The organism is Klenkia taihuensis, assembly GCF_900112525.1.
GTDB classification, from domain to species: Bacteria; Actinomycetota; Actinomycetes; order Mycobacteriales; family Geodermatophilaceae; genus Klenkia; species Klenkia taihuensis.
Window position 1 is genome coordinate 1,492,865 of sequence record NZ_FOMD01000001.1, and the last position, 23,542, is coordinate 1,516,406.

General features: G+C 76.3%; 25 protein-coding genes. 19 read left to right on the forward strand and 6 right to left on the reverse strand.

Features of this window, described 5'->3' with window-relative positions:
- Window positions 1-40: 40 nt before the first annotated feature.
- From BM158_RS07360 to BM158_RS07370, 3 genes are read left to right on the forward strand one after another with little or no spacing between them, the layout of a single operon-like run.
- Window positions 41-1,054, forward strand: coding sequence for a thiamine-phosphate kinase (locus BM158_RS07360; protein ID WP_229827583.1), 1,014 nt, complete (start codon window positions 41-43; stop codon window positions 1,052-1,054).
- Window positions 1,041-1,541: a GNAT family N-acetyltransferase gene (locus BM158_RS07365; RefSeq protein ID WP_091555899.1), complete on the forward strand. Its 501-nt coding sequence runs from the start codon at window positions 1,041-1,043 to the stop codon at window positions 1,539-1,541. The genes BM158_RS07360 and BM158_RS07365 overlap by 14 nt, the downstream gene beginning before the upstream one ends.
- Window positions 1,541-2,185: a cytidylate kinase-like family protein gene (locus BM158_RS07370; protein WP_091555900.1), complete on the forward strand. Its 645-nt coding sequence runs from the start codon at window positions 1,541-1,543 to the stop codon at window positions 2,183-2,185. The genes BM158_RS07365 and BM158_RS07370 overlap by 1 nt, the downstream gene beginning before the upstream one ends.
- Here the strand turns inward: BM158_RS07370 and BM158_RS07375 are convergent.
- Both BM158_RS07375 and rpmB read right to left on the reverse strand, forming a co-directional pair.
- Window positions 2,157-2,774 carry a TetR/AcrR family transcriptional regulator gene (locus BM158_RS07375; RefSeq protein WP_091555902.1) on the reverse strand — a complete coding sequence of 206 codons (618 nt, stop codon included), beginning with the start codon at window positions 2,772-2,774 and terminating at the stop codon, window positions 2,157-2,159. The two genes, BM158_RS07370 and BM158_RS07375, sit on opposite strands and share 29 nt — an antisense overlap.
- 91 nt (window positions 2,775-2,865) lie before the next feature.
- On the reverse strand, window positions 2,866-3,057 hold the full coding sequence (gene rpmB, locus BM158_RS07380; RefSeq protein WP_091065972.1) for a 50S ribosomal protein L28: 192 nt from the start codon (window positions 3,055-3,057) through the stop codon (window positions 2,866-2,868).
- Window positions 3,058-3,198: 141 nt separating this feature from the next.
- Between rpmB and BM158_RS07385 the strand changes: the two genes are divergently transcribed.
- From BM158_RS07385 to smc, 12 genes are all read left to right on the forward strand, one after another.
- The gene (locus tag BM158_RS07385) at window positions 3,199-4,842 is read left to right on the forward strand and encodes a DAK2 domain-containing protein (RefSeq protein ID WP_091556458.1); all 1,644 of its coding nucleotides are present in this window, start codon (window positions 3,199-3,201) and stop codon (window positions 4,840-4,842) included.
- Between the two features lies 1 nt (window position 4,843).
- Window positions 4,844-7,048, forward strand: coding sequence for an ATP-dependent DNA helicase RecG (recG, locus tag BM158_RS07390; protein WP_091555904.1), 2,205 nt, complete (start codon window positions 4,844-4,846; stop codon window positions 7,046-7,048).
- Window positions 7,045-7,599, forward strand: a complete 555-nt coding sequence (gene rsmD / locus BM158_RS07395) for a 16S rRNA (guanine(966)-N(2))-methyltransferase RsmD (protein ID WP_091555906.1) — start codon at window positions 7,045-7,047, stop codon at window positions 7,597-7,599. Before recG ends, rsmD begins: the two co-directional genes overlap by 4 nt.
- A 7-nt stretch (window positions 7,600-7,606) precedes the next feature.
- Window positions 7,607-8,095, forward strand: coding sequence for a pantetheine-phosphate adenylyltransferase (gene coaD / locus BM158_RS07400; RefSeq protein WP_091555908.1), 489 nt, complete (start codon window positions 7,607-7,609; stop codon window positions 8,093-8,095).
- Window positions 8,092-8,781, forward strand: coding sequence for a flotillin family protein (locus tag BM158_RS07405; RefSeq protein ID WP_091555910.1), 690 nt, complete (start codon window positions 8,092-8,094; stop codon window positions 8,779-8,781). The genes coaD and BM158_RS07405 overlap by 4 nt, the downstream gene beginning before the upstream one ends.
- Window positions 8,782-8,881: 100 nt before the next feature.
- Window positions 8,882-9,478, forward strand: coding sequence for a YceD family protein (locus tag BM158_RS07410; RefSeq protein WP_091555912.1), 597 nt, complete (start codon window positions 8,882-8,884; stop codon window positions 9,476-9,478).
- Window positions 9,479-9,501: 23 nt separating this feature from the next.
- Window positions 9,502-9,660: a 50S ribosomal protein L32 gene (rpmF, locus tag BM158_RS07415; protein WP_457920184.1), complete on the forward strand. Its 159-nt coding sequence runs from the start codon at window positions 9,502-9,504 to the stop codon at window positions 9,658-9,660.
- A gap of 25 nt (window positions 9,661-9,685) precedes the next feature.
- Window positions 9,686-10,417: a ribonuclease III gene (gene rnc / locus BM158_RS07420; protein ID WP_091555915.1), complete on the forward strand. Its 732-nt coding sequence runs from the start codon at window positions 9,686-9,688 to the stop codon at window positions 10,415-10,417.
- Between the two features lie 4 nt (window positions 10,418-10,421).
- A complete protein-coding gene (gene mutM / locus BM158_RS07425) occupies window positions 10,422-11,294 on the forward strand; it encodes a bifunctional DNA-formamidopyrimidine glycosylase/DNA-(apurinic or apyrimidinic site) lyase (protein ID WP_091555917.1) in 873 nt (290 codons plus the stop codon).
- The gene (locus BM158_RS07430; RefSeq protein ID WP_229827582.1) at window positions 11,291-11,560 is read left to right on the forward strand and encodes an acylphosphatase; all 270 of its coding nucleotides are present in this window, start codon (window positions 11,291-11,293) and stop codon (window positions 11,558-11,560) included. Before mutM ends, BM158_RS07430 begins: the two co-directional genes overlap by 4 nt.
- Window positions 11,561-11,707: 147 nt before the next feature.
- Complete coding sequence (locus BM158_RS07435; protein ID WP_091555919.1) at window positions 11,708-11,902, forward strand: HalX domain-containing protein; 195 nt, start codon at window positions 11,708-11,710, stop codon at window positions 11,900-11,902.
- 40 nt (window positions 11,903-11,942) lie between these two features.
- A complete protein-coding gene (gene smc, locus BM158_RS07440) occupies window positions 11,943-15,539 on the forward strand; it encodes a chromosome segregation protein SMC (protein ID WP_091555921.1) in 3,597 nt (1,198 codons plus the stop codon).
- Window positions 15,540-15,542: 3 nt separating this feature from the next.
- Here the strand turns inward: smc and BM158_RS07445 are convergent, their stop codons facing one another.
- Window positions 15,543-15,788 (reverse strand): hypothetical protein, encoded by a 246-nt coding sequence (locus BM158_RS07445; protein ID WP_091555923.1) that lies wholly within the window; start codon window positions 15,786-15,788, stop codon window positions 15,543-15,545.
- 31 nt (window positions 15,789-15,819) lie between these two features.
- Window positions 15,820-16,578, reverse strand: a complete 759-nt coding sequence (locus BM158_RS07450) for an endonuclease/exonuclease/phosphatase family protein (RefSeq protein WP_091555925.1) — start codon at window positions 16,576-16,578, stop codon at window positions 15,820-15,822.
- Window positions 16,579-16,628: 50 nt separating this feature from the next.
- On the opposite strand from BM158_RS07450, the gene BM158_RS07455 reads away from it, so the two are divergent.
- Complete coding sequence (locus BM158_RS07455) at window positions 16,629-17,513, forward strand: NAD-dependent epimerase/dehydratase family protein (protein ID WP_091555927.1); 885 nt, start codon at window positions 16,629-16,631, stop codon at window positions 17,511-17,513.
- Window positions 17,514-17,519: 6 nt separating this feature from the next.
- Here the strand turns inward: BM158_RS07455 and BM158_RS07460 are convergent, their stop codons facing one another.
- Window positions 17,520-19,157, reverse strand: coding sequence for an alkaline phosphatase D family protein (locus BM158_RS07460; RefSeq protein WP_091555928.1), 1,638 nt, complete (start codon window positions 19,155-19,157; stop codon window positions 17,520-17,522).
- Window positions 19,158-19,217: 60 nt separating this feature from the next.
- Between BM158_RS07460 and ftsY the strand changes: the two genes are divergently transcribed.
- Window positions 19,218-20,402, forward strand: a complete 1,185-nt coding sequence (gene ftsY, locus BM158_RS07465; RefSeq protein WP_091555930.1) for a signal recognition particle-docking protein FtsY — start codon at window positions 19,218-19,220, stop codon at window positions 20,400-20,402.
- Window positions 20,403-20,441: 39 nt separating this feature from the next.
- Here ftsY and nicT read toward each other — a convergent pair whose 3' ends face one another.
- Window positions 20,442-21,548: a Nickel transporter NicT gene (gene nicT, locus BM158_RS07470; RefSeq protein ID WP_229827581.1), complete on the reverse strand. Its 1,107-nt coding sequence runs from the start codon at window positions 21,546-21,548 to the stop codon at window positions 20,442-20,444.
- A 223-nt stretch (window positions 21,549-21,771) separates the two neighbouring features.
- On the opposite strand from nicT, the gene BM158_RS07475 reads away from it, so the two are divergent.
- Together BM158_RS07475 and BM158_RS07480 are read left to right on the forward strand one after the other, a co-directional pair.
- Window positions 21,772-23,109: an ammonium transporter gene (locus BM158_RS07475; protein ID WP_091555932.1), complete on the forward strand. Its 1,338-nt coding sequence runs from the start codon at window positions 21,772-21,774 to the stop codon at window positions 23,107-23,109.
- The gene (locus BM158_RS07480) at window positions 23,109-23,447 is read left to right on the forward strand and encodes a P-II family nitrogen regulator (protein WP_091066026.1); all 339 of its coding nucleotides are present in this window, start codon (window positions 23,109-23,111) and stop codon (window positions 23,445-23,447) included. Before BM158_RS07475 ends, BM158_RS07480 begins: the two co-directional genes overlap by 1 nt.
- The last annotated feature ends 95 nt before the right edge of the window (window positions 23,448-23,542 follow it).

The following is a 23,542-nucleotide window of genomic DNA, read 5'->3' on the forward strand; positions in this document are numbered from 1 at the left end:
GGGCCGGACGGCAACGTACCCCAGCGCACCGGGGTGACCGGTGACGCGCCCCCGGCCGCAGGCCGCCGGCGACACCGTGGCCTCGGTCGGCGAGTTCGGCGTCATCGACCGGGTGGTCGCGCGGGCCGGCACCGCCGCGGCGGCCGTGGTGGGGCCCGGTGACGACGCCGCCGTGCTGCGGGCCCCGGACTCCCGGGTGGTCGCCGCCTGCGACGTGCTGGTGGAGGGCCGGCACTTCCGCCGCGACTGGTCCTCGGCCGAGGATGTCGGGCACAAGGCGGCCGCCGCCAACCTCGCCGACGTCGCCGCGATGGGCGCGGTGCCCACCGCCCTGCTGGTCGGGCTCGCCTGCCCGGCCGGCACCCCCACGGCCTGGCTGGAGGGCGTGGCCACCGGGATGGCCGCGGAGTGCCGTCCGCACGGTGCGGCCGTCGTCGGCGGGGACACCGTGGCCAGCGCCCCCGGCAGCGACGCCGTCGTGCTGTCGGTGACCGCGCTGGGCGACCTGCAGGGCCGTGCGCCGGTGACCCGGGGCGGGGCCCGGCCGGGGGACGTCGTCGCGGTGGCCGGCCGTCTGGGCTGGTCGGCGTGCGGCTGGGCGGTGCTGCGCCGCGGGTTCACCTCCCCGCACGCCGCGGTCGCCGCGCACCGCCGACCCGAGCCGCCCTACGCCGCCGGGCCCGCCGCGGCCGACGCCGGGGCGACCGCCATGTGCGACGTCAGCGACGGCCTGCTCGCCGACGCCGGGCACCTGGCCGACGCCTCGGGCGTGGTGCTGCACCTGGACCGCGGCACGCTGGCCTCCTTCGTCGACCCGGCCGGCCCGCTGGCCCAGGTCGCCGCGGCGCTGGGCGGCAACCCGCTGGGTTGGGTGCTCACCGGCGGGGAGGACCACGCGCTGCTGGCCACCTTCCCGGCCGCGGCCGACCTGCCCGCCGGGTTCGTCCGCATCGGCGTGGTCGAGGACGGCGCCCCCGGCGTGCTGGTCGACGGCGTCGCGGCCGCCGACGTCGCCGAGGGGCTGGGGGAGGGGACCGGGCATGTCCACTTCTGAGGTCTCCCAGCGGCTGGTCCTGCGGCCGGCCGGCTACGACGACCCTCAGGTCACCGAGCTGGTCGAGGCGGTGCAGCAGGAGTACGTGGTCCGCTACGGCGGCCGGGACGCCATGGAGGTCGACCCGGCCGAGGTGCTGCCGCCGCGCGGCCTGCTGCTGGTGGCCGAGGTCGACGGCGTGGCCGTGGGCTGCGGCGCCTGGCGGGTGCACGCCCCCGGGGTGGTCGAGGTCAAGCGGATGTACGTCGCACCGCGCGCCCGCCGGCGCGGGGTCGCCGAGACCGTGCTGGCCCGCCTCGAGGCCACGGCGGCGGCCGCCGGGCACCGCCGCGCGGTGCTCAACACCGGCGACCGGCAGCCCGAGGCGCTGGCGCTCTACGCCCGTGCCGGGTACACACCGGTCGCCGGGTACGGCGTCTACGCCGACGCACCCGGCGCGGTGTTCCTCGGCAAGCAGCTCGGCGGTGGTCCGGAGGAGGGGTCCTGATGGGTGTCGTCACGGTGTCGGCCACGTTCGGCTGCGGGGGCGCGGAGATCGCCCCGGCCGTCGCCGAGCGGCTCGGCCTGCCCTTCCACGACCGGGTCATCCCGGCGCAGGTGGCCCTGCGGCTCGGCGTCCCGGTCGAGGAGGCCGAGGCCGCCGACGAGAGCGTGGTGCGCGGCCTGTGGCGGGTGGTGGCGTCCCTGGGCTCCATGCCCGACCCGGTGGGCGGGGTGCTGCCCGACGCCGGCGTCCCCGACGAGCGCGCCTTCCGGCTGCAGACCGAGCGGGTGGTCACCGACATCGCCGACGGCGCGGGCGGCGTCGTCCTGGGCCGGGCCGCGGCCATGGTGCTGCGCGACCGGCCCGACGCCCTGCACGTCCGCCTGGACGGGCCGCCGGAGCGCCGGCTGGCCGCCGCGGTGGCGCACCTGGGGCGCCCGGCCGACGAGGTGCGTCGAGAGCTGCAGGCCGCCGATCGCGCCCGCGCGGCCTACGTGCGGCACTACCACCGCTGCGACCCCGCCGAGGCCCGGCACTACCACCTGGTGGTGGACTCCACCGCCTTCGACCACGACCTGGTGGTCGACCTGGTCGTGGCCGCCGCGCGGGCGCGCGGGATCAGCGGGGGGCCAGCAGCGGGAGCATGACCCGGTCGACGACGTCGCGCACCAGCTCGTCGTCCAGCGGCCGGCCCAGCACCAGCCAACGCTGCATGACCACCGCCGGGCCGGCCTCGCCGGCGACGGTGCCCAGCCGGGCGGGGTCGACCTCGCCCCGGCCCACCGCGGCGGTGAAGACCTGCACGAAGGCGTCCTCCCAGATCCCGGCCGACCCCTCGCGGAACGCCGCGGCCAGGTCGGGCTCGTGCGGCAGCACGCCGACGACGGCGCGGGCGGCGGCGCCGACCGGGCCGTTCAGCGAGGCGACCATGGCGCCGACGACCTCCAGCAGGTCCCCGCGCAGCGTCCCGGTCGACGGCACGGTCACCTGGCCGCGGTCGGCCTCGGCGATGGTCTCGGCGACCATCTGGACCCGGGAGGACCAGCGGCGGTACATGCTCGCCTTGCCCACCCCGGCCCGGCCGGCGACGGCGTCCATCGACAGCCCGTCCCAGCCGCGCTCGGCCAGCAGCTCCAGCACCGCGGTGCGCACCGCGTCGTCGACGGCGGGGTCACGGCGGCGGCCCGGGCGGAGCGGGGCGTCGGGTGCGGGCTCGGGATCACGGCGGAACTGCACCGCAAGACCTTAGGTCCTCAAGGCACCCCGGACGCCGACGACCCCGGTCACCGTGGGGTGACCGGGGTCGTGGGAGGTGCGGAGGTGCAGGTCAGGCGCGGGTGAGCTTCCCGGCCCGGATGCAGCTCGTGCAGGCGTTCACGCGCTTGCGCGTGCCGTTGCCGAGGACGGCCCGCACGGACTGGATGTTCGGGTTCCAACGGCGCGGCGTGCGGCGGTGCGAGTGGGACACCGACATGCCGAACCCGGGGCCCTTGCCACACACGTCGCAGACGGCAGCCATGGTCGATCACTCCTGGGAGACAAGATTTCGTGGGCGCAGGGAACGAGCCACCCGCGCGGACAACTCGTCCACTGTAGCCGGTCGCCCCGGGCGCTGTCCGCCGACCCCGGGGTGTCGGTGGCCACCGGTAGCCTCCGGCACGTGCTCACGGCGCTGGACGACGCCGCGGTCGGCCGCTGGAGCCGCGCCGCCGCCGACGCGCTGCGCGCCTCGCGCGGGGAGCTCGACGACCTCAACGTCTTCCCCGTCCCCGACGGCGACACCGGCACCAACCTGCTGCTCACCGCCCGCGCCGCCGCCGACGCGGTCGGCGAGGGCGCCGCCGACGGGTCCGCCACCGGCTCGGTGTGGGCCCGCTGGGCCCGCGGCGCCGTGCTCGGGGCGCGCGGCAACTCCGGGGCCATCCTCGCCCAGCTGCTGCGCGGCCTGGCCGACGACCTGGCCGGCCGCGGCCCCGCCGACGGCGCCGCGGTCTCCCGGGCCCTGCTGCACGCCGCCCGCGAGGCCTACGCCGCGGTCGCCGAGCCGGCCGAGGGCACCTTCCTCACCGTGGCCCGCCGCAGCGCCGAGGCCGCCGCCGCGGCCGTGCAGGAGGGCCGGGCCGGGCTGGCCGAGGTGGTCCGGGCCGCCGCCGACGGCGCCCGCCGCGCGCTGCACGGCACCACCGACCAGCTGGCCGCGCTGCGCGACGCCGGGGTGGTCGACGCCGGCGGCGCGGGCTGGTGCGTGGTGCTCGACGCCCTGGTCGCCACGGTCACCGGCAGCGAACCCGACCGGCCGCCGCTGGCGCGCCGCCCGGGCCGCCGTCCCCGGCCCGCGGCCGCCCACCTGCACCAGCCGGCCGCCGACGCCGGCAGCGAGGTGCAGTTCCTGCTCGCCGACTCCAGCGAGCAGGCCGTCGAGCGGCTGCGCACCGAGCTGGGCTGGCTCGGCGACTGCCTGGTCGTGGTCGGCGTCGACACCCCCACCGGCCGGGAGTGGAACGTGCACGTCCACGTGCACGACGTGGGCGCGGCGGTCGAGGCCGGCATCCGGGCCGGCCGGCCGCACTCGATCGCGGTCACCGCGCTGGCCCCCGTGCGGGTCGCGCCGCCGGTGGCCGGTGCGCGGGCCGTGGTCGCGCTGGTGCCCGAGGGCCCGGCGGCGGCCGGGGTCGCCGAGCTGTTCGCCGCCGAGGGCGTGCAGGTGCTCGGCGTCCCGGTGCCGCCCGAGCCCGACGACGCCGGGGTGGCCGCCGAGGTGCAGGCCGCCGTCCGGTCCGCGGTGCTCGAGGCCGGGGCGGACGAGGTCGTCCTGCTGCCCGACCACCCCGCCCTGGTCGGGCCGGCCGGCCGCGCCGCGGTGCAGGCGCGCGGCGAGGGCCGCGACGTCGCGGTGGTGCCCACCCGGTCCCCGGTGCAGGGCCTGGCCGCGGTCGCCGTCGCCGACGCCGGCCAGCGGTTCTCCGACGACGTCATCTCCATGACCGAGGCGGCCTCGGCCACCCGGTGGGCCGAGGTCGTGCTGGCCCGCCACGAGGCGCTCACCTCGGCCGGGCGCTGCCACCCCGGCGACGCGCTGGGCCTGGTCGAGGACGACGTCGTGGTCATCGGCACCGCCCAGGTCGCGGTCACCTGCGAGCTGCTGGACCGGATGCTCGCCGGCGGCGGCGAACTGGTCACCCTGGTCGGCGGCCGGCTGGCCGAGGCCGCCGCGCACCACCTGGCGGCCCGGCACCCCACCGTCGAGGTCGCGGTGCACCCGCTGGGCCCGGGCGCGCGGGCGCTGCTCGTCGGGGTGGAGTGACGTGCTGGACCTGGGCACGCCGCTGGCCAAGGTGGTCGGCACCCGCACCGCGAAGGCCATGGCCGAGGAGCTGTCGCTGCACACCGTGCGCGACCTGGTCCGGCACTACCCGAGCCGGTACGCCCGGCGCGGGGAGATGACCCGGTTCACCGACCTCGAGGTCGGCGACCGGGTCACCGTGCTCGGCCAGGTGCGCAAGGTCGACACCCGGCCGATGCGCAATCGGCGCGGCTCGCTCACCGAGGTCACCGTGGGCGACGGCGACGGCTCGATGCGGCTGGTCTTCTTCAACCACCGGCACGCCCGCCTGGCCGTCGGGGCCTGGGGCCTGTTCGCCGGCACCGTCAGCAGCTGGCACGGCCAGCTGCAGTTCAGCCACCCCGACTGCCAGGTGCTCGACGAGGCGACCGACGCCGAGGAGTGGGCCACGGCGATGCTGCCGATCTACCCGGCCAGCAAGAGCGTCTCCAGCTGGGTGGTGCAGAAGTCGCTCAAGCTCGTGCTCGGCGACCCCGCGGGCGCCGAGCAGCTGCTGGCCGCCGACCCGGTCCCGGCCGAGGTGCGGGCCCGGCACGGGCTGATGTCGCTGGCCCGGGCGATCTGGCTCAAGCACCACCCCGAGACCCCCGAGGACGTCGAGCAGGCCGACGAACGGCTCAAGTGGGACGAGGCGCTGGTCCTGCAGGTCACCCTCGCCGCCCGCCGCCGCGCCGCGGCCCTGGAGCCCGGCATCGCCCGCCCCCGCCGCGCCGGTGGGCTGGCCGACGCCGTCGACGCGGCGCTGCCCTTCGCGCTGACCGACGGCCAGCGCGAGGTGGGGGAGGCCCTGGCCGCCGAGATCGGCCGCGAGCAGCCCATGCACCGGCTGCTGCAGGGCGAGGTCGGCTCCGGCAAGACCGTGGTCGCGCTGCGCGCGATGGCCCAGGTGGTCGACGCCGGCGGCCAGGCCGCGCTGCTGGCGCCCACCGAGGTGCTGGCCGCCCAGCACGCCCGCGGCATCGGGGCGCTGCTGGGCCCGCTGGGCCGGGCCGGGGAGATCGACGGCGACCCCGACGGCACCCGGGTCACCCTGCTCACCGGCTCGCTGCGCGCCGCCGCCCGCCGCGCCGCGCTGGCCGAGGTGGCCGACGGCAGCGCCGGCATCGTGGTGGGCACGCACGCGCTGCTGTCCGAGGGCGTGGAGTTCGCCGACCTGGGCCTGGTGGTGGTCGACGAGCAGCACCGCTTCGGCGTCGAGCAGCGCGACCGGCTGCGCGCCAAGGGCGCCAGGCCCCCGCACGTGCTGGTGATGACCGCGACCCCCATCCCGCGCACCGTCGCGATGACCGTCTACGGCGACCTGGAGACCCTCACCCTGCGCCAGCTGCCCGCCGGCCGCGGCGGGGTGTCCAGCTCGGTGGTGCCGGTGGCCGAGAAGCCGGCCTGGCTGGACCGGGCCTGGGCCCGGGTGCGCGAGGAGGTCGCCGCCGGCCGGCAGGCCTACGTGGTCTGCCCGCGCATCGGCGACGACGACAAGGACGCGACCGGGGGCCCCGACGGCCCCGACCCCGGCGACGGCGCCCCGCCGGAGACCGCGCAGACCTCCGACCGGCGACCGCCGCTGGCCGTGCTCGACGTCGCCGAGGCGCTGGCGTCCGGCCCGCTGTCCGGGCTCCGGGTCGAGGTGCTGCACGGCCGGCTCACCCCGGAGGAGAAGGACGCCCGGATGCGGGCCTTCGCCACCCGCGAGGTCGACGTCCTGGTCGCCACCACCGTCATCGAGGTCGGCGTCGACGTGCCCAACGCGACCGTGATGGTGGTGATGGACGCCGACCGGTTCGGCGTCAGCCAGCTCCACCAGCTGCGCGGCCGCGTCGCGCGGGGCAGGCACCCGGGCCTGTGCCTGCTGGTCAGCGAGGCGCCCACGTCCTCGTCGACCGGCACCCGGCTGGCCCAGGTCGCCTCGACCACCGACGGGTTCGAGCTGGCCCGGCTGGACCTGGAGACCCGCCGCGAGGGCGACGTGCTGGGCGCGGCGCAGTCCGGCCGGCGCTCGGGGGTCAAGCTGCTGTCCCTGCTGCACGACGAGGAGCTGATCGCCGCCGCGCGCACCGAGGCCGCCGCGCTGCTGGGCACCGACCAGGGGCTGGCCGCGCACCCCGAGCTCGCCGCCGCCGTGGCCGCGCTCGACGCCGGCGACGCCGCCGACTGGCTGGAACGGGCATGACGCGGATCATCGCCGGGGCCGCGGGCGGACGGCGGCTGAAGGTGCCCACCGCCGGCGTGCGGCCCACCGGCGACCGCGCCCGGGAGGGCCTGTTCAACTCGCTGGGCTCCCTGCTCGACCTCGAGGGCGCCCGGGTGCTCGACCTGTACGCCGGGTCCGGCGCGCTGGGGCTGGAGGCGCTGTCCCGCGGGGCGGCCGAGGTGGTGCTGGTGGAGCAGGGCCCGCGGGTGCTGCCGGTGCTGCGGGCCAACGTCGCGGCCGTCGGCCTGCCCGGCGCGACCGTGCTCGGCGGCTCGGTGCCCGCCGTCGTCGGCCGGCCGGCCACCGCGCCCTTCGACCTGGTGCTGGCCGACCCGCCCTACGCCGTGACCCCCGACGCCGTGCTCGGTGTCCTCGGCGGGCTGGTCGAGCACGGCTGGCTGGCCCCCGGGGCGGTGCTGGTGGTCGAGCGGCCGGCGCGGGAGGACCCGTGGGAGTGGCCGACACCCCTGCGGGGACTGCGCGACCGCCGCTACGGGGAGGCCCTGCTCCGGTACGGTCGCGCAGCGTGAGGTCAGCATGAGGAGAGCGGTCTGCCCGGGCTCCTTCGACCCGGTCACCAACGGGCACGTCGACGTCATCACCCGTGCCGCGGCGCTCTACGACGAGCTGGTCGTGGCGGTGCTGGTGAACCCCGGCAAGGCCGGGCTGTTCGACGTCGAGGAGCGGATGGAGCTGCTGCGCGCGGCCGTCGCCGACCTGCCCAACGTCGTCGTCGACTCCTTCTCCGGCCTGCTGGTCAACTGGTGCCGCGAGCACGACGTCCCGGTGGTCGTGAAGGGCCTGCGCGCGGTCGGGGACTTCGAGTACGAGCTGCAGATGGCCCAGATGAACCGCGAGCTGGCCGGCGTCGAGACCCTCTTCGTGCCCACCGCACCGCAGGTGGGGCACCTGTCCTCCAGCCTGGTCAAGCAGATCGCCGCGTTCGGCGGCGACGTCTCGCACCTGGTGCCCGCCGAGGTCAACACCCGGCTGGTCGCCCGGCGCGAACGGGAGGGGGAAGCGTGACCGAGGTCGTGTACCGGCTCTACGAGGTCGTCGACGAGCTGGCGTCGCTGATCGAGAACGCCCGCAGCGTGCCCATGTCCTCCTCGTGCATGGTGCCCCGCGACCACCTGCTCGACCTGCTCGACGACCTGCGCGAGGGGCTCCCCGAGGAGGTGCAGCAGGCCGGCGCCATCGTCGAGCAGCGCACCGAGATCCTCGAGCAGGCCCAGGCCGAGGCCGAGCGGCTCACCGGCCGCACCCGGTCGGAGGCCGAGCAGGTCGTGGGCACCGCCCGCCGCCAGCGCGACGAGCTGATCGGCACCGCCCGCCGCCAGCGCGACGAGCTCATCGCCCAGGCCCAGGCCGAGGTCGAGGACCTGCTCTCCCGCGCCGAGGCCGAGGCCGACCGCATCCTGGCCGAGGCCGACCGGCAGCAGGCCGAGCTCCTCGCCGAGGGGCGCGCCCAGCAGGCCGCGCTGGTCGCCGCCGGCCAGGCCGAGCACGACCGGCTGGTCACCGAGACCGAGGTCTACCGCGGCGCGGTGGCCCGCGCCGACGAGCTGGGGGAGCAGACCGCGGCCGAGGTCGCGCGGATGCGGGCCGAGGTCGACGAGTACGTCGACAGCCGGCTGGCCGACTTCGGCACCACGCTGGGCCACATGGTGCGGTCGGTCGAGGCCGCCCGCGCCCAGCTGCGCCAGCCCTGACCGCACCGCACCGCGGGGCTGGGGTAACCTGGGCTGCTCCCGCATGCGCTGCCCTGCACGCCCCGCGGTGAGAACCGACCCCGAGCACAGAGAACCCGTCATGCCTGCTGCCCCCACGCCCCGTCGCGGCGCCGCGTCCACCGACGCCCGGCGCCCCGGTGGCGACCCCTGGAAGGTCGACCTGCGCGAGCTGGGTCGCCGGGCCGGGTCGATGCGTGACTGGGAGAAGACCGTGCCGGCGCCCGAGGGCTGGGGCGTGGAGATGATCGGCGTCCCCGAGGGCGCGCCGGTCGAGCTGCACCTGCGCCTGGAGTCGGTCATGGAGGGCGTCCTGGTCTCCGGCGAGGTCGAGGTGCCGGTCACCGGCCAGTGCGCCCGCTGCCTCGACCCGGTCGAGGACACCCTGCACCTGGACGTCCAGGAGCTCTACGCCTACGAGGGCAGCACCACCGAGGCCACCAGCGAGGAGGACGAGGTCCGCCGCATCGACGGCGAGCACCTCGACCTCGCCCCGCTGGTGCGCGACACCGTCGTCCTCACCCTGCCGCTCTCGCCCACCTGCACCCCGGACTGCTCGGGTCTGTGCGTCGACTGCGGCCAGCGGATCGACGACCTCCCGGCGGACCACTCGCACGAGCAGCTCGACCCGCGCTGGGCCGGGCTCGCCGACCGTTTCACCCCATCGAAGGAGAACTGACCGTGGCTGTCCCGAAGAGGCGCATGTCGCGCTCGAACACCCGCTCGCGCCGCTCGCAGTGGAAGGCCTCCGCGCCGACTCTGGCGCCGTGCCCGAACCGCGCGTGCGGGGAGCTCAAGCCGCCGCACCAGGCCTGCCCGACCTGCGGTCAGTACGACGGCCGCCAGACCATCGCGGTCTGACCTGCCCGTCCAGCACGACCCCGACGTGACCGGCGACCCCACCCCGGGTGGTGCCGAGCACGCCGCACAGGCCGCCGACTGGCTGCGCGACGCCCTGGGCGTCGAGCTGCCCGGCGGCCTGCTCGCGTTGGCCCTGACCCACCGGTCCTGGGCCTACGAGCACGGCGGGCTGCCCACCAACGAGCGCCTGGAGTTCCTCGGGGACTCCGTGCTCGGCCTGGTGGTCACCGACGAGCTCTACCGCAGCCAGCCCGACCTGCCCGAGGGCCAGCTGGCCAAGCTGCGCGCGTCGGTGGTCAACATGACCTCCCTCGCCGGCGTCGCCCGGTCCCTGGGCGAGGGCGGCATCGGCCCGCACCTGCTGCTGGGCCGGGGTGAGACCGCCACCGGCGGGCGGGACAAGGAGTCGATCCTCGCCGACGCCCTGGAGGCCCTGCTGGGGGCGATCCACCTGGGCAACGGGCTGGAGGTGGCCGCGGCGATCGTGCACCGGCTGTTCGACCCGTTGCTGGTGGAGTCGGCCAGCCTGGGCGCGGGCCTGGACTGGAAGACCAGCCTGCAGGAGCTCGGCGCCGCCCGGGGCCTGGGCGCCCCGATCTACCGGATCGAGTCCGAGGGCCCCGACCACGCCAAGAGCTTCACCGCGACCGTGCTGCTGGCCGACCAGCCGCGCGGCGGGGGGCACGGGCGGACCAAGAAGGCCGCCGAGCAGATGGCCGCGCAGAACGCCTGGCGCGAGCTGTCCGGACGGGGCTGACGGCGTGCCCGAGCTGCCCGAGGTCGAGGTGGTCCGGCGCGGCCTGGAGCGCTGGGTCGCCGGCCGCACCGTCGCCGCCGTCGAGGTGCTCCACCCGCGCGCCGTCCGCCGGCACCTCGAGGGCGCCGACCACTTCGTCGCCGACCTGACCGGCGCCACCATCACCGCCGCGCACCGGCGTGGCAAGTACTTGTGGCTGCCGCTGGCCCGTGACGGCGTCGCCACCGGCCGGGTGCTCGTCGGCCACCTGGGCATGAGCGGTCAGCTGCTGGTCGAGAAGCCCGACGAGCCGCGCGAGAAGCACCTGCGCGCGCGCTTCACCTTCACCGACGGCGGCCGCGAGCTGCGCTTCGTCGACCAGCGCACCTTCGGCGGCCTGGCCACCGAGGACGCCGGTGAGGGCGGCCTGCCGGTCCGGGTGGCGCACATCGCGGTGGACCCGCTCGCCGACGACTTCGACGCCGACGCCTTCGCCGCCGCCCTGCGCCGGCGCCGCACCGAGGTCAAGCGGGCGCTGCTGGACCAGACCCTGATCGGCGGCGTCGGCAACATCTACGCCGACGAGTCGCTGTGGCGGGCCCGGCTGCACGGCGCCCGGCCCACCGACAAGCTCACCCGGCGGCAGGTCGACGACCTGCTCGAGGGGATCCGCGACGTGCTGGCCGAGTCGCTGGCCCAGGGCGGCACCTCCTTCGACTCCCTCTACGTCGACGTCAACGGCCAGAGCGGGTACTTCTCCCGCTCCCTGGCCGTCTACGGCCAGCTCGACCGCCCGTGCCCGCGGTGCGGCACCCCGATCCGCCGGGAGTCGTTCATGAACCGCTCCAGCTACAGCTGCCCCAGCTGCCAACCCCGACCGCGCGCCCGGCGCTCGTGACCCGCCGGGTGGTCGCCCTGGTCGCAGGCGACGTGCAGGGCGTGGGCTACCGCTGGTTCGTCCGCGGCCAGGCCGGCGACCGGGGGCTGGCCGGGTCGGCCACCAACCTGCCCGACGGCCGGGTCGAGGTGGTCCTGGAGGGCCCGGACGACGACGTGCACGCGGTGCTCGACGCGCTCACCGGGCCGGCTGCGCCCGGGGCCCCGCGCGACGTGGCGCTGACCGACGAGGACCCGCTCGGCGCGTCGGGGTTCACCACGGCGTGACGGAGATGACACACCCCTGACGTGGGCCGACCGCCGCGGGCTGCGTTGACCTGCGCCCCGGGGGCTGTCACCCTGGCAGCACGATCCCGCGCCCGGCCAGCACGCCCGGACGCACCACCCCCTCGCACGTGGAAGGCCGCTGTCGTCATGGCCAAGGCCCTGTTCGGTTCCGTCGTCGCCCCCCGTGAGCTGCGGGCGGCGGAGGAGATCGCCGCCCTGCGGGCCCGGGTCGCCCGGCTGGAGGCCGAGGTCGCCCAGCTGCGCGCCGAGCGCGACGACCGGATCGCCCGCGAGCTGCTGACCATGGCCGCCCCCGCGACGGAGCCCGCGCTCTCCCACTGAACCGCCCGCGCTGTCGGAGGCCCTCGCTAGCCTGCGACCTGTGCATCTGTCGTCCCTGACGCTCAAGGGCTTCAAGTCCTTCGCGTCGGCCACGACGCTGCGCCTGGAGCCGGGGATCACCGCCGTCGTCGGCCCGAACGGCTCGGGCAAGTCCAACGTCGTCGACGCCATCGCCTGGGTGCTCGGCGAGCAGGGCGCCAAGAGCCTGCGCGGCGGCAAGATGGAGGACGTCATCTTCGCCGGCACGGCCGGCCGCCAGGCCCTGGGCCGGGCCGAGGTGACGCTCACCATCGACAACGCCGACGGCGCGCTGCCCATCGACTACACCGAGGTGGCGATCACCCGCCGCATGTACCGCTCCGGGGAGAGCGAGTACGAGATCAACGGCGACAAGGTGCGGCTGCTCGACGTCCAGGAACTGCTCAGCGACTCCGGCATCGGCCGCGAGATGCACGTCATCGTCGGCCAGGGCCAGCTCGACGCCGTGCTCTCGGGCCGGCCGGAGGACCGGCGCGGGTTCATCGAGGAGGCCGCCGGCGTCCTCAAGCACCGCAAGCGCAAGGAGAAGGCGCTCCGCAAGCTCACCTCCATGCAGGCCAACCTCGACCGGCTGGCCGACCTCACCGTCGAGCTGCGCCGCCAGCTCAAGCCGCTGGGCCGGCAGGCCGAGGTCGCCCGCCGCGCCGCCGGCATCCAGGCCGATCTGCGCGACGCCCGCCTGCGGCTGCTCGCCGACGACCTGGTCGCGCTGCGCACCGCGCTGGCCGCCGACGTCGCCGACGAGTCCGCCGCCCGCGAGCAGCGCGCCCGGGTCGAGGCCGCACTGGCCACCGCCACCGGGCAGCAGGCCGCGCTGGAGGCGGCGCTGGCCGCCGACGCCCCGGCGCTCACCGCGGCGCAGGACACCTGGTTCCGGCTGTCCACGCTGGGCGAGCGGTTCCGCAGCACCGCCCAGCTGGCCGCCGAGCGCCACCGGCACCTCACCGCCCCGGTCGCCGCGCCGGCCGGTCGCGACCCCGACGGCCTCGACGAGGAGGCGGCCCGGGTCGAGGCCACCGAGGCCGAGCTGGCCGGCCAGCTGGCCGCCGAGCGCGCCCGGCTGGCCGCGGCCACCACTGCGCGCACCGACCTGGACTCCGCGCTGGCCACCGCCGAGCGCGAGCTCGTCGCCGCCGCCCGCGCGCTGGCCGACCGGCGCGAGGCGCTGGCCCGGCTGTCCGGGCAGGTCGCCGCGGCCCGGTCCCGGCAGGCGGCGGGGGAGGCCGAGCTCGCCCGGGCGACCGAGGCGGCCGCCGGGGCGGGCGTCCGTGCCGAGGAGGCCGCCGCGCGGCTCGCCGCGGCCGCACCCGGCGCCGCCGAGGACGACGCCGACGACGACCCCGACGACGCCTCCGGCGACGACGCGGGCCCCCAGGTGCACGAGCACGAGCAGGCCCGGGCCGCCCAGGTCGAGGCCGCCCGGGTGGTCGCCGAGCTGGCCGAGGCCGAGCGGGCGGCCGAGCGCGAGCGCGGCGCCGCACAGGCCCGCCGGGACGCCCTCGCCCTCGGTCTGGCGCCGGCCGACGGCGCCGCCGCCGTGCTGGCCGGGGCAGCCGACGGCGCGCTGGGCGGGGTCGCCGGCCCGCTGTCCGAGCGGCTGGCCGTGCACCCCGGCGACGAGGTCGCGGTCGCGGCCGCCCTGGGCGGGCTGGCCGAGGCGGTCGTCGTCACCGGCCCGCGCGCCGCCGCGGACGCCCTGGAGCACCTGGCCGACACCGCCGGCGGCCGCGTCGGGCTGCTGGTGAGCGGCGCCCCGCGCAGCAGCGACGACGACCGGCCGGAGCTGCCCGCCGGCGCCCGGTGGGTGGCCGACCTGGTGGACGCACCCGAGGACCTCCGCCCGGCGCTGGCCAGCGCGCTCGGGCGCACCGTGGTGGTCGCCGACCTCGCCGCGGCGGTCGCCGTGGTCACCGCGCACCCCGGGCTGCGGGCGGTCACCGCGGCCGGTGACGTGCTCGGTGCCGACCGCGCCACCGGCGGGCAGCCCGACGCCCCCTCCGGCCTGGAGGTCCGGGCCCGGGTCGACGCCGCCGACGGCGAGCTGGGCCGGGCCACCGCGCACGCCCGCGACCTGGCCGAGCAGCTCGCCGCCGCCCGCGAGGCGCACCGGCTGGCCGGCGTCCGGGTCGAGGAGGCGGCGACCGCCCGGCGCGCCGCCGAGCGGGAGCGCGCCGCCCGCGACCGGGCGCTGGCCGAGCTGCGCGCCGACCTGCGCTCGGCGACCGCCGAGGCGCAGCGGGCCGACGCCGCCCGGGTCCGCGCCGAGCAGGGCCTGGAGCAGGCCGAGGTCGCCGTCGCCGAGCTGGCCGGGCGGCTGGCGGACGCCGAGGCCGAGCCGGTGCCCGACGAGCCCTCGCCCGCCGAGCGCGACCGCCTGCGGGCCGAGGTCGCCGTCGTGCGCACCACCGAGACCGAGGCCCGGCTGGGCGTGCGGACGGCGGAGGAGCGGGCCCGCTCGCTGCACGGCCGGGCCGAGTCGCTGCGCCGGCAGGCGCGGTCCGAGCGGGCCGCCCGCGAGCGCGCCGAGCAGGCCCGCCGCACCCGGGCGCGCGGCGCCGAGGTCGTGGCGCAGGTGCGGGCCGGGGCCGAGCGCGCGCTGGAGCTGCTGGGGGGCTCGCTGGCCCTCGCCGTGGCCGAGCGGGACGCCCTGGCCGCCGCGCGCACCGGGCGGGAGGCCGAGCTGCTCGCCGTCCGCACCCAGGTGCGCGAGCTGACCGCGGACCTGGACCGGCTGACGTCGGAGGTGCACCGCGACGAGGTGGCCCGGGCCGAGCAGCGGCTGCGCATCGACGCGCTGGAGACCCGGGCGGTCGAGGAGCACGGCATCGAGCTCGACCAGCTGGTCGCCGAGTACGGCCCGGCCGCGCCCGTGCCGCCCACCGCGCCCCAGCTGGCCGCCGCCGAGCAGGCCGGTGACCCGGCACCGGAGCCGGTGCCCTACGTGCGGGCCGCGCAGGAGAGGCGGGCCGCGCGCGCGGAGGCCGGCCTGGTGGCCCTGGGCCGCGTCAACCCCCTCGCGCTGGAGGAGTTCGCCGCGCTCGAGGAGCGCAGCGCCTTCCTCACCACGCAGCTGGAGGACCTGCGCGCCACCCGGCGGGACCTGCTGACCGTGGTCCGGGAGGTCGACGACCGCATCCACGAGGTGTTCGCCGCGGCCTTCGCCGACGTGCAGCGGGAGTTCGTCGAGGTCTTCCAGACCCTCTTCCCGGGCGGCGAGGGCCGGCTCACCCTCACCGACCCCGACGACATGCTCACCACCGGCGTCGAGGTGGAGGCCCGGCCGCCGGGCAAGAAGGTCAAGCGGTTGTCCCTGCTGTCCGGTGGGGAGCGGTCGTTGACCGCGGTCGCGCTGCTGGTCGCCATCTTCCGGGCCCGGCCCTCGCCGTTCTACGTGCTCGACGAGGTCGAGGCCGCCCTGGACGACGTCAACCTGGGCCGGCTGCTGACCCTGGTGGAGCAGCTGCGCAGCACCTCGCAGCTGATCGTCATCACCCACCAGAAGCGCACGATGGAGATCGCCGACGCCCTCTACGGGGTCTCGATGCGCGGCGACGGCATCACCGGGGTCATCTCCCAGCGGCTGCGCCCGGCCAGCTGAGCCTCAGCGCCGCGGCGGCCTGCGCCAGGTCTCGGCGTGCGCGTCCTGGCTGCGCGGGGTGGCCCCGCCCATCACCTGCTGGCTGCTGCGCCGCAGGGTCTCCAGCTTGCGGCCGCGCGCGGCCGAGCCCATCGCGGCGCCCGAGGTCGGGGTCGCGCCGCGGCGGCGGGCGTCGCGGTCGAACCACCAGCTCACCGCCAGCAGGCCGAGCACCAGCACGCCGAGCACCGTCCACACCAGCCAGGTCATCGCGGCACCTCCCGTCGGGTGCGGCAGCGTCTCACAGGTCCAGGTCGACCTGCAGGGGATGGTGGTCCGAGCACGCGGAGCCGTCCAGCACCGCGGCGGCGCGCACCCGCACCTCGGGGGAGACCCACACCTGGTCGATCCGCACGCGGGGCCGGCGAGCCGGGTGGGTGAGCCCCTGCTCGCGGCGCCACAGCTGCCAGCGGCGGCCCTGGTCGGCCCGCGCGCCCGCGCGGGACCACGCATCGGCCAGCCGCGCGCGCAGCGGCACCAGCTCCGCCGCCCCCGGCCCGCAGTTGAGGTCACCGACCACCACCGCCGGGCGGCCCGGCCCGGGCAGCAGCTCGACCAGGGCCTGGGCCTGGGCGGCGCGCGAGCGGGCCGAGTCGCTGGACAGGTGGGTGGCCACCACGCGCAGCGCGCCGTCCCCGGTGACCAGGTCCGCCCGCAGCGCGGCCCTCGGCTCACCCGGCCCGGGCAGCCGCACCGCGGCGTCGTCGGCGACCGGCAGCCGGGAGAGCAGCGCGTTGCCGTAGCGGACGGCGGGCCGGTCGCCGGGGCGCGGCTTCTCGATCGCCGAGGCCCACACCAGCTCCCGGTCCAGCGCGCGGGCGAGCAGCTCCGCCTGGTCGACGTCCTCGCTGCGGGCCCCGTAGTGCCGGTCGACCTCCTGCAGGCAGACCACGTCGGGGTCGGCGTCGGCCAGCACGGCGGCGATGCGGGCCAGGTCGTGCCGGCCGTCGTCGCCGACCCCGTGGTGGATGTTGAAGGTGACCAGGCGGACGGACGTCACGCCCCCACCTTCCCAGGCGCCGTGCCCGGCGGCGCTGTTGCATGGGGGGCATGCGCATCTTCTTCACCGGCGGCAGCGGCAAGGCCGGCCACCACGTCGCCCCGTTCCTGGCCGAGCAGGGCCACCAGGTCACCAACGCCGACCTCGCCCCGCTGGGCCACGACGGCATCGCCGACCTGCGCGTCGACCTCACCGACCTCGGCCAGGTCTACTCCGCGCTGGCCGGTGCGGCCCGGCAGTCCGAGCTCGAGGGCCCGTCGGTGCCCGCGTACGACGCGGTCGTGCACTTCGCCGCGGTCCCGGCCATCCTGCTGGCCGCCGACGCCACGACCTACGCCACGAACGTGCTCAGCACCTACAACGTGCTCGAGGCCGCGACCCGGCTCGGCATCGGCAAGGTGGTGTTCGCCTCCTCGGAGACCACGTACGGCATCTGCTTCGCCCAGGGCGAGCGGAGGCCGCTGTACGTGCCCGTCGACGAGGAGCACCCCACCGTGCCCGAGGACTCCTACGCGATGAGCAAGGTCGCGAACGAGGTCACGGCGCGGTCGTTCCAGGCCCGGTCGGGCGCCGACGTCTACGGCCTGCGGATCAACAACGTCATCGAGCCGCACGAGTACGAGCAGCTGTTCCCGGCCTTCCTCGAGGACCCGGCGCTGCGCCGGCGCAACCTGTTCGCCTACATCGACACCCGTGACCTGGGGCAGATGGTGCAGCGGTGCCTGACCACCGACGGCCTGGGCTACGAGGTGTTCAACGTGGCCAACGCCGACATGTCGGTGGCGGTGAGCTCCGACGAGGTGCGCGAGCGGTTCTACGCCGGGGTGGAGCAGCGCCGTCCCATGGGCCCGGACGAGACGTTCTACTCCATCGACAAGGCCCGCCGGCTGCTGGGCTACGAGCCGCAGCACTCCTGGCGCGACGTGCTGGGGTAGGCCCCGTCAGGCCAGCTCGGTGTCCAGCACCCGGGTGAACACCGGGCTGCCGTCGTCGGCCCGGCTGGTGGCCCAGAGCCGGAACCGGGCGTCCGGGCCGGTGAGCACCAGCTCGCCGAGCTCGTTGCCGAAGAACGGGCCGGCCTGCTTGGACCACTCCAGGCCGGTGCGCCGCACCCGGGCGGCCTTGGTGATGGCGCCGGTGAGCGCGCGGGCCCACCGGCTCCACCCGATCCGGAACCCGACCTCGATGGCGTGCGGTGCCTGGTTGTGCAGCGGGGAGACGGTCAGCTGGTGCACCCGGCTGCGCAGGCCGCCGGGGGAGACCAGCTCGGCGGCGTAGGCGTGGTGCACGTCGCCGGAGAGCACCAGCACGGTGGACGGCGCCCGGCCGGCCTCGCCGCGGGCCACCGACACCAGCGCCCGGCCCAGCCGCTCGAAGGACTGGCCGAAGGCCGCCCAGTGCTCGAGGTCGGCGGCCTGGCGGAGCTGCTCGGCCAGCCGGCCGAGCAGCCGGCCGGAGTGCCGGACGGCGAGGGTCTCGTCCCACCGCTCGACGTCGTGGATGGCGTGCGGCAGCAGCCAGGGCAGGGAGGTGCCGACCAGCACGTGGTCCACGCCGTCGGCGGCGGCCTCGCGCAGCGCCTGCTCGACCCAGTCGAACTCGGCGTCGTCGAGGATCTTCCGGTCGGTCTCGGCGAGCACCCGGCCGGCGCGGCTGTCCACCATCACCAGCCGCACGTGGTCCCAGTGCCGCACGTAGCTCCAGCGGAACGCGCCCGGGTCGCCGTCGGCGCCCTCGGCCATCGCGGTGAGCATCGGCCCGGCGTCGTCCTGGCCCTGCATCGCCTGCCAGGTGGCGTTGTCGGCGAGCTCGGCGGGGGAGAGGTTGCCCAGGTGCTGGTAGACCCAATAGCTGGTCAGCCCGCCGGTGATCCGGGTGCGCCACCACGGCTCACGCTCGATCTGCGTCCGCCAGGCCGCCGAGGTGTTCCAGTCGTCGATCATCTCGTGGTCGTCGAAGATCATCGACGACGGGATCGTCGACAGCAGCCAGCGCACCTCCGGGTCGCCCCAGGACTCCCGGTAGAGCCGGGTGTACTCCTCGAAGTCCGCCGCCTGCGGGCCCGGCGGCTGCGACAGGTCGCGGCGGCCGGCCATCCAGGCCTGGGTGGGCGGGGTGGTCTCGTCGGCGTAGACCTGGTCGCCGAGCAGCACCAGCGCGTCGGGCCACCGGTCCTGCGGCATGCCCGCCAGCTGCGCGGCGTAGCAGTCCAGCGCGTCGGGCGGGATGCCGTCGCGGGCGTCGGCGGAGGCGGGCGTGGCGTACCGGCAGGAGCCGAACGCGATGCGGAAGGGCCCCGGGCCACCGGGGGTGCGGATGCGGCTGGGCGGGAACGGTGAGCGGGCCGGCGGCCAGACGGGGACGTCGTCCAGGTGCACCTCGTACGGCGTGGTGCTGCCCGGCACCAGCCCCTCGACGACGACGAGGGCGTAGTGGTGGCCCTGCACGCGGAAGGTGCGCGCGGTGGTGTCCAGCACCCGCACCGTGCACGGCCGGTCGGTCTCCACCCACACCGTCGCCGACACGGGGTCGACGTGGCGCAGCAGCGGACCCAGGACCAGGCGCGGCGTCGTCGGCACGCGGCCAGCTTGGCCCACCGCGCCCGGTGCCGCCCAGTCCGGGCTGGGAGACTGGTGTGCATGGAGTTCGTGATCATCGCCGTCGCGGTCGTCGTCGTCGCGCTGCTGCTCGGGGTGGGCCTGCTGGTCGGCCGCGGCCGCCGGACGACCCGGCTGGAGGACGGCACCGCTGCCCCGACGCTGACCCGGCCGCGCCCGGGCGACGAGCAGGCCACGACCCCGCCCACCACGGTGCCCCCGGTGGGCACCGAGGACGTCGCCGTCCCGCCGGTCCAGCTGCCCCCGGCGCAGCCCGAGCCGGGGCTGACCTTCGAGGTGCCGCCGCCCTCGGCCGGCCGGCTGGTCCGGCTGCGCAGCCGGCTGGCCCGCTCGCAGTCCTCGCTGGGCCGCGGCCTGCTCACCGTGCTCGCCCGCGAGAAGCTGACCGAGGAGGACTGGGAGGAGGTCGAGGAGACCCTCCTGGCCGCCGACGTCGGCGTCGCCGCCACCACCCAGATCGTGCAGCGGCTGCGCACCCAGTCGCTGGTGCTGGCCACCGGCGACGGGACGGCGCTGCGGGAGCTGCTGGTCACCGAGCTGACCTCCGTCCTCGGCCCGGACCTGGACCGCTCGCTGGCCACCGACCGCGAGCTCGACCGCCCGGCCGTCGTGCTCGTCGTCGGGGTGAACGGCGCGGGCAAGACGACCACCTGCGGCAAGGTCGCCCGGGTCCTGGTCGGCGACGGCCGCAGCGTGCTGCTCGGTGCCGCCGACACCTTCCGCGCCGCCGCGGCCGACCAGCTGGAGACCTGGGGCGAGCGGGTCGGCGTCCCCACCGTCCGGGGCCCCGAGGGCGGCGACCCGGCCTCGGTGGCCTACGACGCGGTGAAGACCGGCCGGGAGGCCGACGTCGACGCGGTGCTGGTGGACACCGCCGGCCGGCTGCACACCAAGCTCGGCCTGATGGACGAGCTGGGAAAGGTCAAGCGGGTGGTGGAGAAGCTGAGCCCGGTCGACGAGGTGCTGCTGGTGCTCGACGCCACCACCGGCCAGAACGGCGTGGTGCAGGCCCGGGTCTTCACCGAGGCCGTCGCGGTCACCGGTGTGGTGCTGACCAAGCTCGACGGCACCGCCAAGGGCGGCATCGTGGTCTCGGTGCAGCGCGAGCTGGGCATCCCGGTGAAGCTGGTCGGGCTGGGGGAGGGCGCCGACGACCTGGCCCCCTTCGAGCCCCGCGCGTTCGCCGAGGCCCTGGTCGGGGGTTGAGTCGGGGGCTGAGCCGGGGGCCCAATCGGGGGCCGGGCGTCAGGTGGCGTCGGGCACCGCGGAGTAGCGCTCCTCGACCCGGCCCCAGCGCCAGACGGACAGCGCCGCGCCCCAGGTGAGCACGAACAGCGCGACGATGCCGAAGCCGACGTAGTCCAGGTCCCACGACGCCAGCCAGGCCAGCGGGCCGTCGGTGATGCCGAAGCGCTCGACGAGCAGGCCGACGAGCACCAGCGAGCCGACGCCGAGGGCGACGGTGACCGACAGCGTGGTGACGGTCAGGTTGTAGAAGACCTTGCGCACCGGCTTCACCAGGGCCCAGCCGTAGGCCCGGGTCATGAGCACGCCGTCGGCGGTGTCGAACAGGCTCATGCCGGCCATGAACAGCACCGGCAGCACGACGATGGCGTACCAGGGCAGCACGAACGCCGCCGACCCGGCGATGAGCACCAGGAGACCGACCTGGGTGGCGGTGTCGAAGCCCAGGCCCATGAGCAGGCCGACCGGGTAGAGGTGCCAGGGCTTGGACACCCGGCGGGTGAACCGGCCCAGCACCCGGGCCATGAAGCCGCGGTTGTGCAGGTGGTGCTCGAGCTGGGCCTCGTCCAGCTGGCCCGAGCGCATGCCGCGCAGCACCTTGGCGATGCCCACGACGGCGACGAGGTTCATCGCGCCGATGACCAGCAGGAAGGCGCCGGCGACCAGGGTGCCGACCAGGCCGAGCACCGAGGCCGCGGAGGAGTCGCCGTCCTGGATGACCCCGGCGACGGACTGCACGCCCAGCGCGAGCAGCACGCTGGCGACCAGCACGACCGACGAGTGGCCGAGGGAGAACCAGAACCCGGTGCCCACCGCGGGCGTGCCGTCGCCGACCAGCTTGCGGGTGGTGTTGTCGATGACGGCGATGTGGTCGGCGTCGAAGGCGTGCCGCACGCCGAGCAGGTAGGCGGTCAGCCCGACGCCCACGCCGAGCACGCCGGCGCTGCCGAGGTCCAGCCGCTGCGGGGCGACCGCGAGCAGCAGCACGCCCCAGCCGAGCACGTGCAGCCCGACGACGACGGCGGCCATGGTGGCGATGCTGCGCTTGTCACGGCGGCTGAAGCCCCGCGCCGGGACGGCGACGGGGGCGGGCGCGGTGGTGGTCACGGCCGGACACTAGTGCGAGGACCTCGCACCTGCACAGGGGTCGCAACAAGCCGGTCCGGGGCCGGCGCAACACGGCCGTAGCACGGGGGCGCGACACGCGCGGCGGAGTTCACGACCGCGAAACACGCCCGCACCGCCGTCGGAAACACGGTGTCGGCACGGTGTTCCGCACACCCCCCACCGCCCCGGCCGATGGCCGACGACCCCTGATCAGGAGGTTGCCGTGGTCAACACCGGCGACACCGCCTGGATCCTCACCAGCGCGGCCCTCGTGCTGCTGATGACCCCGGGCCTCGCGCTCTTCTACGGCGGCATGGTCCGCGCCAAGAGCGTCCTCAACATGATGATGATGAGCTTCGGAGCCCTGGCGCTGGTCAGCGTGCTCTGGGTGCTCTACGGCTACTCGTTCGCCTTCGGCAACGACGTCGGCGGGGGCCTGCTCGGCGACCCGACCGAGTACCTGGGCCTCAAGGGCCTGATGGAGGACGTCACCACCGACGTCGGCGGCTACCCGGTCATGGCCTTCGTCGGCTTCCAGGCCGTCTTCGCCATCATCACCGTCGCGCTCATCTCCGGCGCCATCGCCGACCGCGCCAAGTTCGGCGCCTGGATGGTCTTCACCGGCGTCTGGGTGACCATCGTCTACTTCCCGATCGCCCACTGGGTCTTCGACTTCACCATCACCGAGGACGACGGCACGGTCAGCCACGTCGGCGGCTGGATCGCCAACAACCTGGCCGCCATCGACTTCGCCGGCGGCACCGCGGTGCACATCAACGCCGGTGCCGCGGGCCTGGCCCTCGCCCTGGTCCTCGGCAAGCGCCGCGGCTTCGGCCGGGAGGCCATGCGCCCGCACAACCTGCCGCTGGTGATGATCGGCGCCGGCCTGCTCTGGTTCGGCTGGTTCGGCTTCAACGCCGGCTCCGCCCTGGCCGCCAACAACACCGCCGCGGTGGTCTGGGTGAACACCCTGGTCGCCACCGGTGCCGCCGCGCTGGGCTGGCTGCTGACGGAGAAGATCCGCGACGGGCACTCCACCTCGCTGGGCGGTGCCTCCGGCGTCGTCGCCGGCCTGGTCGCCATCACCCCGGCCTGCTCCGCGGTCTCGCCGATCGGCGCGATCATCCTGGGCGCGATCGCCGGTGTGCTCTGCGCCCTGGCGGTCGGCCTGAAGTACCGGTTCGGCTACGACGACTCCCTCGACGTCGTCGGCGTCCACCTCGTCGGTGGCCTCTGGGGCACCATCGCCATCGGCTTCCTGGCCGACCCCGACGCCCCCGCCGGTGTGGAGAGCCTCTTCTACGGCGGTAGCGTGGACCAGCTGTGGCGCCAGGTCGTCGGCGCCGTCGCCGTCCTGGTCGTCTCCTTCGTGGTCACCTACGTCATCGGGCTGGTCATCGAGAAGACGATGGGCTTCCGGATCACCGAGGAGGACGAGGTCGCCGGCATCGACCAGGTCGTGCACGCCGAGTCCGGCTACGACTTCACCAGCCTGAGCGGTGGGAGCGGGTCCGCCCTCCACCAGGCCACCACCGCCAAGACCGTGGAGGGTTCGCACTGATGAAGCTGGTCACCGCGATCGTCAAGCCGTTCAAGCTGGACGACGTCAAGAACGCCCTCGAGCTGATCGGCATCGCCGGGCTCACCGTCTCCGAGGTCCAGGGCTTCGGCCGCCAGCGCGGCCACACCGAGGTCTACCGCGGTGCGGAGTACCAGGTGGACTTCGTCCCCAAGGTGCGGATCGAGGTCGTGGTCAGCGAGCACGACGCCGCCCGCGTGGTCGACGCCGTCGTGGAGTCCGCCTCCACCGGCCAGATCGGCGACGGCAAGGTCTGGGTCACCACGATCGACGAGATCGTGCGGGTCCGCACCGGGGAGCGCGGGGCCGACGCGCTCTAGTCGCAGCACCCGTCCCGTCGGCCGGGGTGGTGGGGACCCCCACCGCCCCGGCCGACGCCGTTCCCGCCCCGCCCACGGCCCCGCCCACGGTCCCG